Source organism: Mitsuaria sp. PDC51 (assembly GCF_900113225.1).
Taxonomy (GTDB): Bacteria; Pseudomonadota; Gammaproteobacteria; order Burkholderiales; family Burkholderiaceae_C; genus Roseateles.
The window spans coordinates 657,068-673,323 of record NZ_FOZE01000001.1 but is presented as its reverse complement, the minus strand read 5'-3'; the positions used below and the strand labels follow the sequence as shown (position 1 = coordinate 673,323).

General features: G+C 70.9%; 9 protein-coding genes. 3 read left to right on the top strand and 6 right to left on the bottom strand.

Translation table 11 applies throughout. The features are described from left to right. Window positions 1–903: 903 nt before the first annotated feature. A complete protein-coding gene (locus BM393_RS03000) occupies window positions 904–3,822 on the top strand; it encodes an Ig-like domain-containing protein (protein ID WP_091721641.1) in 2,919 nt (972 codons plus the stop codon). A gap of 53 nt (window positions 3,823–3,875) precedes the next feature. Here the strand turns inward: BM393_RS03000 and BM393_RS25580 are convergent, their stop codons facing one another. Further along, window positions 3,876–5,450: a hypothetical protein gene (locus tag BM393_RS25580; RefSeq protein ID WP_091721636.1), complete on the bottom strand. Its 1,575-nt coding sequence runs from the start codon at window positions 5,448–5,450 to the stop codon at window positions 3,876–3,878. 236 nt (window positions 5,451–5,686) lie between these two features. Then, window positions 5,687–6,811: a hypothetical protein gene (locus BM393_RS26345; RefSeq protein WP_310732143.1), complete on the bottom strand. Its 1,125-nt coding sequence runs from the start codon at window positions 6,809–6,811 to the stop codon at window positions 5,687–5,689. Window positions 6,812–6,856: 45 nt separating this feature from the next. On the opposite strand from BM393_RS26345, the gene BM393_RS25575 reads away from it, so the two are divergent. Further along, window positions 6,857–11,080 (top strand): type I secretion C-terminal target domain-containing protein, encoded by a 4,224-nt coding sequence (locus BM393_RS25575; protein ID WP_091721628.1) that lies wholly within the window; start codon window positions 6,857–6,859, stop codon window positions 11,078–11,080. A 123-nt stretch (window positions 11,081–11,203) separates the two neighbouring features. Here BM393_RS25575 and aspS read toward each other — a convergent pair whose 3' ends face one another. The 4 genes from aspS to BM393_RS02960 all read right to left on the bottom strand — a co-directional run bounded on the left by aspS (window position 11,204) and on the right by BM393_RS02960 (window position 15,695). Further along, complete coding sequence (gene aspS, locus BM393_RS02975; RefSeq protein ID WP_091721624.1) at window positions 11,204–12,997, bottom strand: aspartate--tRNA ligase; 1,794 nt, start codon at window positions 12,995–12,997, stop codon at window positions 11,204–11,206. Window positions 12,998–13,161: 164 nt separating this feature from the next. Further along, window positions 13,162–13,836, bottom strand: coding sequence for a DUF502 domain-containing protein (locus BM393_RS02970; RefSeq protein WP_091721619.1), 675 nt, complete (start codon window positions 13,834–13,836; stop codon window positions 13,162–13,164). Window positions 13,837–13,856: 20 nt separating this feature from the next. Next, window positions 13,857–14,201, bottom strand: a complete 345-nt coding sequence (locus tag BM393_RS02965) for an FmdB family zinc ribbon protein (RefSeq protein WP_091721616.1) — start codon at window positions 14,199–14,201, stop codon at window positions 13,857–13,859. A gap of 30 nt (window positions 14,202–14,231) precedes the next feature. Further along, entirely contained in the window at window positions 14,232–15,695 is a 1,464-nt protein-coding gene (locus tag BM393_RS02960) for a sodium:solute symporter family protein (protein ID WP_091721613.1), read from the bottom strand. 303 nt (window positions 15,696–15,998) lie between these two features. Here BM393_RS02960 and BM393_RS02955 point away from each other — a divergent pair, with 303 nt between their 5' ends. Then, entirely contained in the window at window positions 15,999–16,220 is a 222-nt protein-coding gene (locus BM393_RS02955) for a FliM/FliN family flagellar motor switch protein (protein WP_175538166.1), read from the top strand. Window positions 16,221–16,256 lie beyond the last annotated feature (36 nt).

The following is a 16,256-nucleotide window of genomic DNA, read 5'->3' as shown; positions in this document are numbered from 1 at the left end:
TCGCCGTCGCCGTCTCCGACCGCGACCTTGCCGCCAGCTCGAGGCACCCCCACGTCGAGGGCCGATCGCGCCGGACGTCCGGCGGATGAGGGGGTGGCCCCCTCGGCCAACGGCGATGAACAGCAGTCGCCGGCCTCTTCTGCAACGGCCCCGGCGGCCGACACGACGATCCCCGACTGCCCCGCCTCCGACGCGCCGACGCCGGCCAACGCCAACATCGACGCCCAGAACACCGCCGTCACTTGCGGAACGAGGTCCGAGGTGACACCCGGCGCGGCGACCGACGACGACCGCGGCCCCGTCATCGGCTGGATCTGGCCCGGCGCGGGGCTGATCACGCCTTGGGCGTTCGGGGTGATGGCCGGCGGCCTGCGCGGTACTCGCGATGACGCCCCCTTCGCTCCGGCGCATGCCATCGGGCCGGGCCGGCCCACGGACCCGGCGACGCCGGGGGAGCCCGCGTCGCCCGCCAACCCCTCCGACTCCGGCAACTCTGGCGGCTCTGGCGGCTCCGGCGGCTCCGGCGGCTCCGGTAGCTCTGGCAGCTCCGGCAGCTCTGGCGATGCTGGCAATCCAGGCAATCCGGCCGATCCCGCTGGCCCGACGGACCCGGCCCGGCCTACGGATCCCACCAACCCGACGAACCCCTCGCAGCCTGGGGATCCCTCCCATCCGGAGGATCCTTCGCAGCCCGGGAACCCCACTCGTCCGGGGGACACGGGCCACCCCGAGGACCCGTCTCGCCCGGCGGAGCCGCCGCTGCCGGAGGATCCCACCCGCCCCGGAGGCCCCTCCGAGCCCGCTCAGCCCGGCGGGGATCCGACGCCGCCCGTCGACCCGTTCGAGCCGGATCCGGCGCTGCGCCCGGGGCCTGTTCGGCTCGCGCTGGCGCAGGACTCCGGGATGTCCGCCGTGGACCACCGCACCCGCGATGCGCAGGTGATCGTGACCGGGCTGGCGCCCGACGCGCACTGGCAGTTCAGCCTGGACCTCGGCCAGACCTGGCACGACGGGCAGGGCAACAGCGTGGACGCGGCGCTGTTCACCCGCGACGGCCTGCACACGGTGCTGGCGCGGCAGGCCAATGCCCACGGCAGCAGCGGGCTCAGCGCGCTGCGCCTGGCCCTCTACACCCACGCCGACGACCTGGACCTCTCGTCGCAGCCCGGCCCGCAGTCCGCGCTGCACCGCATCGTCGACCGCGCCACGATCGCCGCCGGTGTCGCGCTCACCGCCACCGAAGCCGCCCTGACCCCGCAAGACCTCCATGAATTGCGCCTGCGCCTGGGCGGCGATGGCTTCGATCCGCTCAACGACCGCCTCCGCCTGGACCGCGACCTGGACCTGAGCCGCGACGGCCAGGCACAGGGCGTGCGCATCGGCGGCCTGGACGGCCTGGCCTACCGCTACGACGCCGCCACCGCGTCGCTCGCGATCTGGCGCGCCGACGGCAGCGCGCTGACCGGTTCCGACGCCGCCGCGCTGACCAACGCGATCCGCCTGAACAACCTCCAGACCCGGCCGCGCGACGGCGAACGGACCGTCACCCTGAGCCTGCTCGACGTGGCGGGCAACGTCAGCGCCGACGCGCAGGTGTCGGTGATGGTGGACACCCGCGTCCCCACGCTGGACTTCAATGGCGCCCGGCCCGGCCTGGACGCCGACATCGCCTTCCGCACGCTGACCGCGCCGCGTGCCCTGCTGCCGGACGGCGCCGGCCTGCGACACGCCAATCCCGACGCGCGCTTCCAGCAGGTGACGATCGACGCCGGCGGCGCCGGCGCGAGCCGGGACGACGTCCTGGGCAGCCGGGAGGGCGGCACGGTGACGGCGCTCGATCAGGCCGCCACCTCCTTCACCGTGGCGGGCACTGCGTGGCACGCGAGCCGCGCGGCCGACCGCTTCGTGTTCCGCCTCGAGGACGGCAGCTGGGCCAGCGCCGGCCAGACCCAGGCGCTGCTCGAATCGCTGACGCTGAGCAGCGTCGCCTCGCAGCCGCAGGAAGGCCCCCGGCAGTTCAAGGTCACGGTCACCGATCACCTCGGCCGGACCGGCTCGGCCACCAGCGTCCTGCTGCTGGACACCACGCCGCCGGTCTTCGACCTCAACGGGTCTGCGCCGGGGCTCGATGCCAGCCTGACGGCCGTGTCGGGCGTGCCCATCGGCGTCACGCTCGGCCTGCCGACCCGGACCCAGGTCACCGAGAGCAGCGGCGTCGTCCAACTGCAGTTCAAGTTCACCAGCGCGGTCGCCGGCGCGCTCGCGCCCACCAACAACTACCCGCCGAACCTGCGCGGCGACACGGAGATCTTCGGCTTCTACGACCTGGACAAGCCGGACCAGCTCTTGTTCATGGACAACCTGGGGCAGCCATTCAGCTACTCCGCGGTGGGCTGGTTCCCGGGCCTGCTGATGGACATGGTCTACACGCGTCCCGGCGACGGCTCGGTGGTCGTGACCATCACGCCGAACATGGCGCTGACCGAGAACGTCACGCAGACGCTGCTCGAGCGTCTGGCCTACAAATGCGGCATCGGCCAGGTGCCGGGCGTGCGCCAGGTGGAGATCACCGCGACGGACCGCGCCGGCAACGTCAGCATCGTCCCCACGCTGGCGACGCTGGACGTGAAGCCGATCGGCACGCCGGTCGTCCAGCTCGGCCGCGGCAGCGACACCGGCACGTCGGCCCATGACGAACTCACCTTCGCCAACGGCAGCGCGGCCTCGCCGCTGACACTCGCCGGCTTCGCCGCGGCCGCCGCGACGGTGACGCTGTTCCGCGATGCCGACGACAACGGCCTGCTCGAGGCCGGCGAGGCGCTGGGCACGGTGGTGGCGGACAGCACCGGCCGCTGGCAATACACGCTCGCCGGCGCCGCGCTCGCGGACGGCACGCATCGCTTCGGCGCGGTCGCGAGCGGCTTCACGTCGGCGCTCCTGGCGGTCACGGTCGACGCCAGCGCGCCGGACAGCGTCCTCGACATCGGCAGCACGGTGCGTCCCCGCCCGGTGCTGGGCGGCAAGACCGAGGCGAATGTGAGCGTCACCGTCGAGCTCGACACCGACGGCAACCCCGCCAACGGCTACGAGCTGCGCTACCTCACGCGCGCGGACGCCGACGGGCAGTGGCAGCTGGACACGGCCACCGCGACGCCGGTCGCGGGAGCGGCGCGTCGATTCGACGGCGGCGACACGGTCCACCTGCGCGTGCTGGCGACCGACCGCGCGGGCAACGTCACGACCCGGACCGCGAGCGCCGTCGCCGCGGAGACGCTCTACAGCCTCTCGGACGGGCAGCTTGTCGACGGAGCGGACGGCACCACCCAGCTGGTGTTCACGGTGACGCGCAGCGGTGACCTGGGCGAGGCGGGCAGCGTGCGCTTCGCGGTGGACCGCGCGTCCACGACGGCCAGCCAATCCGCCGACGAGCTGGCCGGTGGCATCGACTTCTCCGGCCCGAGCGCCGGCCTGCTGAGCTTCGCGGCCGGCGAGACCGTCAAGACGATCCGCTTCACCGTCCAGGGCGAGCGGGGGGTGATCGAGGAGGTCGGGATCCGGCTCGAGGCGCCGGTTCACGGTCGGATCGACGACGGCCTGGGTATCGGCAGCCTCCCGGTGGTCGACCTGGACCGGCTGCAAGGCGTCGAAGCACGCGTCCTCCGCGGCGTCACGTCACGCGCGCAGGCTGAGCTGTCGACCGAGCCGTTGATCGACGGGCCGGACGACGGCGGCATCGTCGACGACGGCCGGACGATCGCGCCGGCCGCGCTGTGGGCGAGCGACCCGCTCCATCTCGTGATCGCGGGCCAGGCGGTGGTCTGAAGCGCTCGTCGCGGCTGCGGCGCGGTCGCCCGCCGCGGCCGTGACGGGGCGCCTCAGCCGAGCCGCGCGGCGAGCCGCCGCGCGAGCGCCAGCGCCTGTGGCAGCCCGGCCGCCTGGACCGCGGCGTCGGTCTCGCCGGACAGGCGCTCCAGGGTCGCCACGAGCGCACGGGCCTGCTCGGCGGGGTCGACCGTCTCGATGGCGGCGGCGGTCGCGCCCGGCAGCGGCAGCTGCGCGATCAGCCGCTGCAGCCACCCCGCGAGCCGCTCGGCGCGGCTGCGATCGGCGCGCGACCAGACGGCGCCAGTGGCGCGTTCGAGCACCAGCGCGCCGACCGCCCCGCCGCTCGCGTCGCGCAAGGTCAGCAGCTGCGACGAGCGATCGTTGCGCTCGATCCGCCCGCCGGCCAGGCCGCCCGGCGTCCATCGCAGTTCCAGTCCGGTCAGCGCCAGCGCCTCCATCAAACGGGGCCGCGCCTGCTGCCACTGCGCCTCGACCTCGGCGATGGAGGCCACCACGGCGGAGGACCGGCCAAGCGCGAGCAGCAGCCCCTCCGCGCCATGCGGGTCCGTGTCGAAGCGCGCCAGTTGCTCCAGGCGCGCGGGCAACTCCGTCTGGCCCAGCGTCGCCTCCAGCCGTTGCCGCTGCTGCTGGTGGTACCAGCTCGGCCCGAGCTGCTCCTGCTCGGCCATCAACTGCCCGAGCCGGCCATGCGCCGCCGCCTGCAGCGAGCGCGACTGGATCGCCTCGCCCAGCGCGAGCGCCTGCTGCGCGGCCGCCACCGCCTCGGCACCGCGGCGCAGCTCGCTGACCAGCAAAAGCGTCTGCGCCTGCAGCCAGCGATAGCGGCTGCGGCGCGAGAGATCCTCGGCCTGGAGCGCCAGCGCCAGCGCGTGGTCGAGGGCGCCGCTGTCGCGGGCGCAGCGCGCGTGATGCCACATGGCCTCGGCCTCGTAGTCGCGGTGCCCGACGGCGCGCGCGTCGGCGCGGGCCTCGTCCAGGCGCGGCAGCGCAGCCTGCGGGCCCTGCGTCGCGCGCAGCGACACCGCGCGGTTCAGCGCGATCTTGGAGCGCATGTAGGGGTCGTCGCCCAGCTGCGGGTAGTGCAGCTCGGCCTGGTCCAGCACGCGACCGCCGCGCGCCCAGTCGCCCAGCGCGAAGCACAGGTGCGCCAGGCCGATGCGGGCCAGGCAGGCCCAGCGGGTCTCGTCGTCGGCCAGCTCCAGGGTCTGGCTCCAGGCGTTGCAGGCCTGGACATAGTCGCCGCGCTGGTAATGCATGCGGCCCAGCGCCTCGCTGAGCTCGGCGGCCTCTTCCAGCAGGCGGTGCTGCAGCGCGCGCGCCAAAGCGCGCTCCAGCTCGGCCTGGAGTTCAGGCCCGCGGCCCCAGCGCTCAAGGATGAAGAAGGCGCCCAGCAGCGCCTGGAAAGGCGGTTCGTCCTCGCGCGCGATCAGGCGCTGGAGCCGCGGCAAGGCCAGCCCGGGGCGGCGCATCACCAGCCGCTCCCAACGCGCCTGCGGCGACAGCGCCGTCCGGGTGACGGCGCCACCGCCGCGCCGCGCGCCCGCGGGACGCGTCCGCCCGCCCCTGCCCTTGCCGCCGCCCTCGCCCCGCTCGCCGATCGCCATGTCCATTCCGTCCGAAGCCGCCCCGTCCGGGGGAAGGCGGAAGCATAAACGCCTGAGGATTGGCTTCATCAGGCTAGCGCTCGGCGAGGGGAATCGTCGGAGCCCCACCTCTTCAAGTCATGGCAGGGGCCTATGACTGACATGAACTTGCTATTCGGCTACAGGAATCACACCCGTTTCAGCCATCGCCCCTCAGGTTCGGACCTCGGAGACTGCCGGCATTCCATCCATCCGTGCTAGTCGCCATGAATGCCGCTCCGACCCCCTCGCCCAGCCAGCCCGAACCGGCTACCACCTCCCCCACCTTCCCCGCCTCGCCGGCCACCGCGCCGCATCCGCGCGCCCTCCCGCCGTCGTCCACCCCGGAGAAAAACCGCCCGCTGCCGCGCCCGAGACGCGAGGCCGACGACGAATCGACGCCCGCCGCTGAGGCCGAGACCGCGACTGCAGCGTCCACCAGCGACGAGGCCGCTGCCGCAAGCGACGCGCCGGCGCCGGCCGAGTGCCTCCCCCAAGCCACGTCGCCGGAGAGCGCCGCATCGAACGCCGCCGACTGCGGCGGCGCGCAAGCGGACACGCCGCGGTCCGTCGCGGCGGCGTCCGCCGGCCCAGCCGAGGGCGGCTGGGTCTGGCCCGGTGTCGCGCTGATGGGCGCCAGCATCGCGGCGGCCGCGAGCGGTGGCGGCGGCGGTGGCGGCACCCACGGCGGTGCCGGTGACGGTCACCCGCCGCGCCCATCCGATCCTCAGCCCCCCGTCGATCCGGGCCCCCCCGACGTCCCCCGGCCGCCGGCCGACCCGGTCGTCCCGGTCGAGCCCGAACAGCCGGTCCATCCGGCCGACCCGGAGCTTCCCTCCGATCCGATGCCGCCGGTGGACCCCGTCAGACCCGAGCAACCGGTGGATCCCGTTGTTCCCTCCGACCCTGATCACCCGGTTGATCCGATTCATCCCGTCGACCCGGTCGATCCGGTTGTCCCGGTCGATCCGGTTGACCCGGTCGATCCGGTTGACCCGGTCGATCCGGTTGATCCGGTTGATCCGGTTGATCCGGTTGATCCGGTTGATCCGGTTGATCCGGTTGATCCGGTTGATCCGGTCGATCCGGTCGATCCGGTCGATCCGGTCGATCCGGTCGATCCGGTGGATCCGGTGGATCCGGTCGATCCGGTCGATCCGGTCGATCCGGTCGATCCGGTTGATCCGGTTGATCCGGTTGATCCGGTCGATCCGGTCGATCCGGTTGATCCGGTTGATCCGGTTGATCCGGTTGATCCGGTTGATCCGGTTGATCCGGTTGATCCGGTCGATCCGGTCGATCCGGTCCCTCCCCCGGACGCGCCCCGTCTGGCGCTGGTTCACGATTCCGGCCTGTCCGCCACCGACCTCCACACCAACGACGCGCGCGTGAGGATCTCCGGCCTCGCGGACAAGGCGACCTGGCAGTTCAGCCTGGACCTGGGCCTGACCTGGCAAGACGGCCAGGACGACACCATCCCCGCCTCGCAGTTCACGCAGGACGGCGCGCAGACCGTCCTGGCGCGACAGATCAATGCCCAAGGGGCCAGCGAGATCACCACGCTGCGATTCGTCCTCCAGACGCGCGCGGACGATCTCGATCTCTCCTCGACCGCAGGGCTCCAGACGACGGTCACCAGCGTCGTTGACCGCTTCCAGCTGGCGCCGGGCGTCGCCCTCACCGCGACGCAGGACGCGTTGACCGCGCAGGACCTCAGCGCGCTGCGCGTGCGGATCACCGGCGTCGGATTCGACCCGATCAACGACAAGCTCCAGCTGGACCAGGCCCTGGACCTCGACGTCAGCACGGCGAGGGACAACATCGAGATCGGCGGCCTGGCCGGTCTCTCCTACCGCTACGACGCCGACACCGCCAGCCTGTCGATCTGGCGTTCCGACGGCACCGCGCTGACCGGCTCCGACGCCGCGGCGCTGTCCAACGCGATCCGCCTGAGCAACACCATGGGCCGCCCGCGCGAAGGCGAGCGCGTGATCGCGCTGTCCGTGGTCGACCTCGCCGGCAACGTCAGCGCCGAGTCGCAGGTGTCGGTGGTGATGGACAACCACGTGCCCTCGCTGGACCTCAACGGCTTGCTGGCCGGCGTCGACGCCGAGACGGTGATCCACGACCTCGCCACGCCGCAGCCGCTGCTGGCGCCGGGCGGCACGCTGTCCCACACCAATCCGGACGCGACGTTCCAGCAGGTGACGATCGACATCAGCGGCGAGAGCGTCAGCCCGGACGACCATCTCGGCTGTCTGGACGGCGGCGTGATCACCCAGCTGGGCCAGGTCGACCTCACGATCACCGTGGCCGGCGTCCAGTGGCGGGCGATGGCGCTGGCGGATCGCTACCAGTTCGTGCTGGCCGACGGCTCCGCCGCCAGCCTGGCGCAGACGCAGGCCCTGCTGGACTCCCTGCGGCTGATCGACACCTCGCCGCTCGCGCTGGAAGGCCCCCGCTCGTACCAGATCACCGTCACCGACCACCTCGGCCGGACCGGCACGGCCACGAGCCTGTTCATCGTCGACCGCACCGCCCCGGTCATCGACCTCAACGGTCCCGCGGCCGGCCTCGACCGGACGGTGACGGTGTCGCCGGGCCTGCCGATCGCCTTCCCGCTCGCGATGCCGTCCAAGACCGAGATCACCGAGGCCCACGGCATCGTCCGCCTCCAGTTCCGCTTCAGCAGCGAGGTGGACGGCGCCTTCGTCGCGACCGATGCGGACGACCCCGCCAACGCCGACCGCCTGGAGCGCTTCGGCCTGTATGACCGCGCCGACCCGGAACAGACCGCCGGCATGCTGAGCATGGGGACCGCCTCGTCCGTCGAGGCCACCACCTCGACGCCCGGACTGCGCTACGGCATCACCTGCGAGCGCTCGCCGGACGGCACGGTGCTGTTCACCGTCGTCCCGTCGATGACGCTCACCGCGGACATGACGCGCGCGCTGCTGGAGCAGCTGGCCTACAGCGCGGGCGCGGGCGCCGTGGTGGGCACACGCCGTGTCGAGATCAGCGCCACCGACCTGGCGGGCAACGTCAGCGCCGTGGCCTCGCAGGTGACGCTGGAGGTGCGGCCCGCCGGCACGCCCGCCATCCTGCTCAGCCGCGACAGCGACTCCGGCCTGTCGCCGTACGACGGCGTCACCTCGGCCAACGGCTCCGCCGCGGCGCCGCTGATCCTCAAGGGCTACGCCGCGGCGGGAGCGACGGTCACGGTGTTCCTCGACGCCGACGGCGACGGCGTGATGGCCGGCAACGAAGTCCTGGGCACGGTCGTGGCGGACGGGAACGGCCGGTGGGAATTGCAGCTCGCCGGCGCCGGGCTCGAGGACGGCGTGTACCGCTTCGGCGCCGTGGCCGATGGCCTGACCTCCGGCGCGCTCGAGCTCACCGTCGACACGCATCCGCCGGCCAGCGTGGTGGCCATCGGCGACACGGTCCAGCCCCGTCCGGTGCTGTCCGGCACGACGGACGCGCGGGTCGAGGTGACCGTCGAGATCGACACCGACGACAACATCGCCAACGGCTACGAGCTGCGCTACGTGACCCACTCCGACGCCGCCGGCCAGTGGCGCGTGGACACCGCCACGGCCACGCCGGTGGCGGGCGAACGCCACCGCTTCGACGCCGGCGACCCGGTGCACGTGCGGGTCACGTCGGCCGACCTGGCGGGCAACGTGACGGTGAAGACCGCCGACAGCGTGACCGCGGGCGCCACGTACAGCATCTCCGACTCGCATGTGATCGAAGGCACCGACGGCAGCCGCGAGATGGTGTTCATGGTCACCCGCGACGGCGACCTGAGCGAGGCCGGCAGCGTCCGTTTCGCCGTGGACCGCGGCGCCAGCTCGGCCGGCTCGAGCGGTGCCGCCCTCGCCTCGGCCGCCGACTTCAGCGGCGCCAGCACCGGCCTGCTCAGCTTCGCCGCGGGCGAGACCAGCAAGCTGGTCCGCTTCACGGTGAACGGCGACCACTACCGCGAGGTGAACGAGAAGGTCGTCGTCCGGTTGGAGGACGCGACGGCGGGACGGATCGCCGACGGCCTGGGCATCGGCAACATCAACGAGATCGACGTCAACCGGCTGCAGGCGGCCTACGGCCTGCGCGACCTGAACCCGCACCAGAACGACTTCGCGATCCGGGTGCGGCGCGGTTCCGACAACGCCGAGCAGGACATCGGCTTCGACCTCAATGGCGAGCTCGATCGCACCGCGTTGCTCGACTTCGTCGGCCGCGGCGCCTCGGACAAGGGCTTCGTGACCCAGTGGTACGACCAGTCCGGCAACGGGCGTGACATGACGCAGACGGACCTGGCCAGGCAGGGCGTCATCGTCGACGCGGGACAGGTCGTGCAGCGCGCCGATGGCTCAGCCGCCATCAGCTTCAACAACGGTCGCAACGGCAAGAACAACGACTACATGGTGGCCAACGGCGTCGCGGCGGACGACTGGCGGAGCGTGGCGGTCTACACCAAGGTCCAGTCCGAAGGCACGGGCTTCGGCACGCTGTTCAACCTGGGCGGCACCGACAACGACCGGCTCAGCAGCCATTACCCCGCCTGGAACAACTACTACTTCGACGTCATGACAGCCAGCGGGGATGGTCGCCTCGTGCAGCCGCTGCCGTCGAGCAATGCGCTGCTGGGCCATGCCAATGACGTCGTTTTCGAGGCCCACGCCGGGAACGCGGGCGCCGGCACCGCCTCGCTGAACTACGTCGATGCGAAGCAGGTCATCTTCGAGGAGGGAATCCGGGTGGCCTCCGACGGCACGCTGCCGAGTCAGTTCCCGACCAGCGCGCAGTGGAAGCTCGGCTGGCACGGCAACTGGGCGAATGGCACCGACACCGCCTATTACCAGCAGGCCATGTACAACGAGTTCCTCGTCTTCCTCGACAAGGACGGCGCCGCCACCCCGGCCGTGCAGTCGCTGCTGGGCACCGCCGGCAACGACGTGCTGACCTATTCGGGCGAGCGCGAGGTGAGCCGCATCGACGGCCTGCTGGGCCATGACGCGCTGTACGTCTCAGGCGACGCCAACGTCGACTTCGGCGCCTTCTCCGGCGGCGTAAAGGGCCTGGCCCAGGTGTGGATGGACAACGGCGCGGCCAACACGCTGACGCTGACCTCGGCCACGCTGGCGGCCAACGGCGATGCGCCGCTGGTGGTGCAGATGGACGCGGGGGACCGGCTGATCCTCGATGGCCGCGAGTTCCAGCACAGCGGCGACCACCTGGAAACGATGGTCATCGGCAGCCAGCGCAACGACGTGATCGTCGCCAGCTCGCGCAACGACGTGCTGATCGGCGGTGGCGGCGCCGACACCTTCCGCTGGCAGGCCGGCCAGACCGGTCATGACACGGTGCTGGACTACAGCAATGCCCAGGGCGACCGGCTCGACCTGACGCAGCTGCTGCGCGGCGTCCCCGCCGGCGGCGAGGACCGCTTCATCCGCCGCGGCGTCGATGCGCAGGGTCAGGTCGAGCTGCTGATCGACGCCCACGGCAATGGCGACTTCAACCAGCCCGAGCTGACGATCACGCTGGCGGACCTGCGGCCCACCGACACGATCACCGTCCTGACGGGGGCCGGCCAGGCGGTGCTCTGACGGCCCTGCGCGGTTAGCGCGGCACGCGCCATGCCGCCGCAGAAACAACAACGCCCCGACGGCCTGAGCCTCGGGGCGTTGTTCCTGGCGCGACGGTGGCGGGAAGGCCACCGTGCCCGGCGATCAGGCCGAAGCCGCGCCCGGGTTGCGCAAGCGGATGTGCAGCTCGCGCAGCTGCTTCTCGTCGACGTAGGACGGCGCGCCGGTCAACAGGCACTGCGCGCGCTGCGTCTTCGGGAAGGCGATCACGTCGCGGATGGACTCGGCCTTGGTCATCAGCGTGACCAGGCGGTCCAGGCCGAAGGCCAGGCCGCCGTGCGGCGGCGCGCCGTACTGCAGCGCATCCAGCAGGAAGCCGAACTTCACGCGCTGCTCCTCGGGGCTGATGTTGAGCGCCTCGAAGACCTTGGCCTGCACGTCGGCGCGGTGGATACGCACCGAGCCACCGCCCAGTTCCCAGCCGTTGAGCACCATGTCGTAGGCCTTGGCCACGCACTTGCCGGGGTCGGTGACCATCAGGTCCTCATGGCCGTCCTTCGGCGCGGTGAACGGGTGATGGACCGCGGCCCAGCGCTTGTTCTCCTCGTCTTCCTCGAACATCGGGAAGTCGACCACCCACAGCGGCGCCCACTTGTCCTCGAACAGGCCGGTGGACTTGCCGAACTCGCTGTGACCGATCTTCAGGCGCAGCCCGCCGATGGCGTCGTTGACGATCTTGGCCTTGTCGGCGCCGAAGAAGATCAGGTCGCCGTCCTGGGCGCCGGTGCGCGACAGGATGTCGGCCACCGCCTTGTCGTGCAGGTTCTTCACGATCGGCGATTGCAGGCCCTCGCGGCCCTTGGCCGTCTCGTTGACCTTGATCCAGGCCAGGCCCTTGGCGCCGTAGATCTTCACGAACTCGGTGTAGCTGTCGATCTCGCCGCGGCTCATCGTCGCGCCGCCCGGCACGCGCAGCGCGACCACGCGGCCGCCCGGCGTCGTGGCCGGACCGGAGAAGACCTTGAAGTCGACGTCGCCCATCACGTCGGTCAGCTCGGTGAACTCGAGCTTCACACGCAGGTCGGGCTTGTCCGAGCCGAAGCGGTGCATGGCCTCGGCGTACTTCATGACCGGGTAGTCGCCCAGCTCGACGTTCAGCGCCTTGCGGAAGACGTGGCGGATCATGCCCTCGAACATCGCGCGGATCTCTTCCTCGTTCAGGAACGAGGTCTCGATATCGATCTGCGTGAACTCGGGCTGGCGGTCGGCGCGCAGGTCCTCGTCGCGGAAGCACTTGGTGATCTGGTAGTAGCGGTCGAAGCCCGCCACCATCAGCAGCTGCTTGAACAGCTGCGGCGACTGCGGCAGCGCGAAGAACATGCCGTCATGCACCCGCGACGGGACCAGGTAGTCGCGCGCACCTTCGGGCGTGCTCTTGGTCAGCATCGGGGTCTCGATGTCGACGAAGCCGTGCTCGTCCAGGAACTTGCGCGCCTCCATCGCCACGCGGTAGCGCAGCATCAGGTTGTTCTGCATGTACGGGCGGCGCAGGTCCAGCACGCGATGCGTCAGGCGCGTCGTCTCGGAGATGTTCTCGTCGTCCAGCGGGAAGGCCGGCGTCACCGACGGGTTCAGCACTTCCAGCTCGTGGCACAGCACCTCGACCTTGCCGCTGACCAGGTTGGCGTTCTCGGTGCCGGCCGGGCGCGCGCGCACCTTGCCGACGATCTTCACGCAGAACTCGTTGCGGACCTCTTCGGCCACCTTGAACATCTCGGGGCGGTCCGGGTCGCAGACGATCTGGACCAGGCCTTCACGGTCGCGCAGGTCGATGAAGATCACGCCGCCATGGTCGCGGCGGCGATGGGCCCAGCCCATCAGGGTCACGGTCTGGTCCAGCAGCTTCTCGCTGACTTGGCCGGCATAGCAGGTACGCATGGGGTTCTCCGGAAATTTCGAGTGTCGGGACGGCGCTGGCGGCGGGGCGTCGATGCGGATCGCAACGCGCGCGGCCGGCGCGGGAAGGACGGATTCAGGGAATGGGCGCTGGCGGGGTCCCGCGGACCCTCAGGACTGAGCGCTTGCCGGGGCGCTCAGCCCGGTCAATTTCGGGCGACCTCGCTCGGCAGGACGATGGCCGGCTCCCCCTGAGGAGCGACCACCCCCATCGAGATGATGTATTTGAGCGCCTCATCGACGCTCATCGCCAAAGGCCGCAATTGCGCGCGGGGCATCATCAGGAAGAAGCCGGAGGTCGGGTTCGGCGTCGTCGGCACGTACAGCGCGACATGCTCCTCCGGCTCCGCGCCGCTGAGCGTGCCCAGCTGCTGGGCCACCTCGCCGCCGGGCTTGCCGGTGACGAAGGCGATGGTCCACGAGCCCTGGTGCGGGTACGGCACCAGCACGGCTTCGCGGAAGGCGTTGCCGCTGGAGGAGAACAGCGTGTCCGAGACCTGCTTGACCGAGCTGTAGATGCTCTTGACGATGGGGATCTTGTAGAGCAGCCGGTCCCATTGACGCAGCCACCACTGGCCGAAGATGTTCGCCACGAACATGCCGGTCAGCATCAGCAGCGCGACCATGACGACCACCCCCAGGCCGGGGATGTCATGCAGCTGCTTGAGCGAGGTCTGCGCCGACAGCGGCAGCACCGCGCCGACCGCCGACAGCAGCCAGACGAAGACGCCGTCGATCATGCCGAGGATCCACAGCAGGACCCAGACGGTGATCGCGAGCGGGAGCCAGACCAGCAGGCCGGTGATGATGTACTTTCTCATGCCTGGGTCCGGCCTCGGCGTCAGTGGCAGGCGCAGGAACCGCCGCAGGCGGTGCCCGACGGGGCCGACGTGCCGGAGGAGGACTCGGACGAGGCGGCGGCGGTCCCGCCGGAGGCCGGGGCGGCCTCGCCGCCCGTGGCCGGCGCGGCGGCCGGCGACGCCGGTGCGCTGGCGCCGCCCGATCCGCCGCGGAAGTCCGTCACGTACCAGCCCGAGCCCTTGAGCTGGAAACCGGCGGCAGTGACCTGCTTCGAGAAACTCTCCGCGCCGCAGGCGGGGCAGACGGTCAGCGGAGCGTCGGACAGCTTCTGCAGCACGTCTTTGGCGTGGCCGCAGGCGCCGCAGCGATAGGCGTAGATCGGCATTTGAGGGACTACCGGGTCAAAAACCCGAAATTATATAGAGTGGCCCGCCGGCGCCGCACCGGCCAGGCGGTGGTGGCTGCCGTGCACGTCGCGGATCGCCTGCGGCCCCAGCGAGCCCACCAGCATGCCCACGATGCCGGCCAGCAGGCCCGCCAGCTGGGCCGGGAACTGCTCGCCCGCCGGCGTCATCAGGAACAGGATCCAGGTCAGCACGCCCAGCACGATCGCGAAGATCGCGCCCTGCGTCGTCGCGCGCTTCCAGTAGAGGCCGAACACCAGCGGGACGAAGGCGCCGACCAGCGTGACCTGGTAGGCGCTGGAGACCATCTCGTAGATCGACGTGCCCTGCAGCGCGATCGCGTAGGCGCAGACGCAGACCGAGAACAGCAGCACCGCGATGCGCATCGTGCGCAGTTCCTGCTTGTCGGACACGCGCGGGAAGAACTGGCGCCAGATGTTCTCGACGAAGGTCACCGACGGCGCCAGCAGCGTGGCCGAGGCGGTCGACTTCAGCGCCGACAGCAGCGCGCCGAAGAAGATCACCTGCATCACGAAGGGCATCTTGTCGATCACCAGCGTGGGGATCACCTGCTGGGGGTCCTCGGCGATCAGCTGCTTGGCCTCGGTGGGCATGATGATCAGCGCGCTCACGACGATGAACATCGGCACGAAGGCGAACAGGATGTAGCAGATGCCGCCGATGACCGGGCCGCGGGTCGCCGCCTTGACGTCCTTGGCGGACATGACGCGCTGGAACACGTCCTGCTGCGGGATCGATCCCAGCATCATCGTGATGGCCGCGCCGACGAAGAACACGACGTCGTGGAAGCTCGGCTCGGGCAGGAAGCGGAACATGTCCTGGCTCGACGCCAGCGCGATGACCTTGTCGGCGCCGCCGGCCATGTCGGCCGCGAACCAGGCGATCAGCGACAGCCCCACCACCAGGATGATCATCTGGATGAAGTCGGTCACCGCCACCGACCACATGCCGCCGAACAGCGTGTAGGCCAGGATCGACGCCGTGCCGATCATCATGCCCACCGGGATGCTGATCGCGCCGCCGGACAGCAGCTTGAACACCAGCCCCAGCGCGGTCACCTGCGCCGCCACCCAGCCGAGGTAGGACAGGATGATGATGAAGCTGCAGACCACCTCGACCACGCGGCCGTAGCGCTCGCGGTAGTAGTCGCTGATCGTCAGCAGCGTCATCTTGTAGAGCCTGGCCGCGAAGAACAGGCCCACCAGGATCAGGCACGAACCCGCGCCGAACGGATCCTCGACCACGCCGTTCAGGCCCGACTGCACGAACTTGGCCGGGATGCCCAGCACCGTCTCGGAGCCGAACCAGGTCGCGAAGGTGGTGGTGATGATCATCACCAGCGGCAGGTGCCGGCCGGCGATGGCGAAGTCCGCCGTGTTCTTCACCCGCTTGGCGGCCCACAGGCCGATCGCGATGGTGACAAGCAGGTAAAGGATGACCAGGGTCAGGAGCATGGCAGCGGGCCTTGGGAATGCGGGGAAGGCGGGAGCGCAGGAATCCGGCGCACAAAAAATTGCGCGCGGATTATCCCCGGAACCTCGGGGACTGCTGCCCAGGGTCCTCCCCGCCCCCGGACACCCCGTTTCAGCGGCACCCGCGATGGGGGATCCGCCCCCTTTTCACCAGATATCTGCGGGTCAGCTCCTCCATTTGGGTCATGGGCCGCATGTCTCACGCGAGTTCCAAGGATGGGGCCGCCAAGGGGCTCCCTTTCCAATCCCCTCCACGCCCTGCCACCGCCACCGGAGCCCCGCAACGTGGATGCCCTGACCGTAGACCTGGATTTCATCGTCGGCCGCGTCGCCATGACCGTCGGCGAACTGAGCGGCCTCACGGCGGGCCGGATCGTCCCGCTGGACACCTCGACGCCGGCACTCGTGCGCATCGTCGCGCACGGCACCGAGCTCGGCATCGGCCGGTTGGTCGAGCACGACGACCGGCTGGCGGTCGAGGTGCTGCAGTGGGGCCATCCACGGTGACCTGCCTGGCGCGGCGCGCCCTTTCCTCCCCTGTCC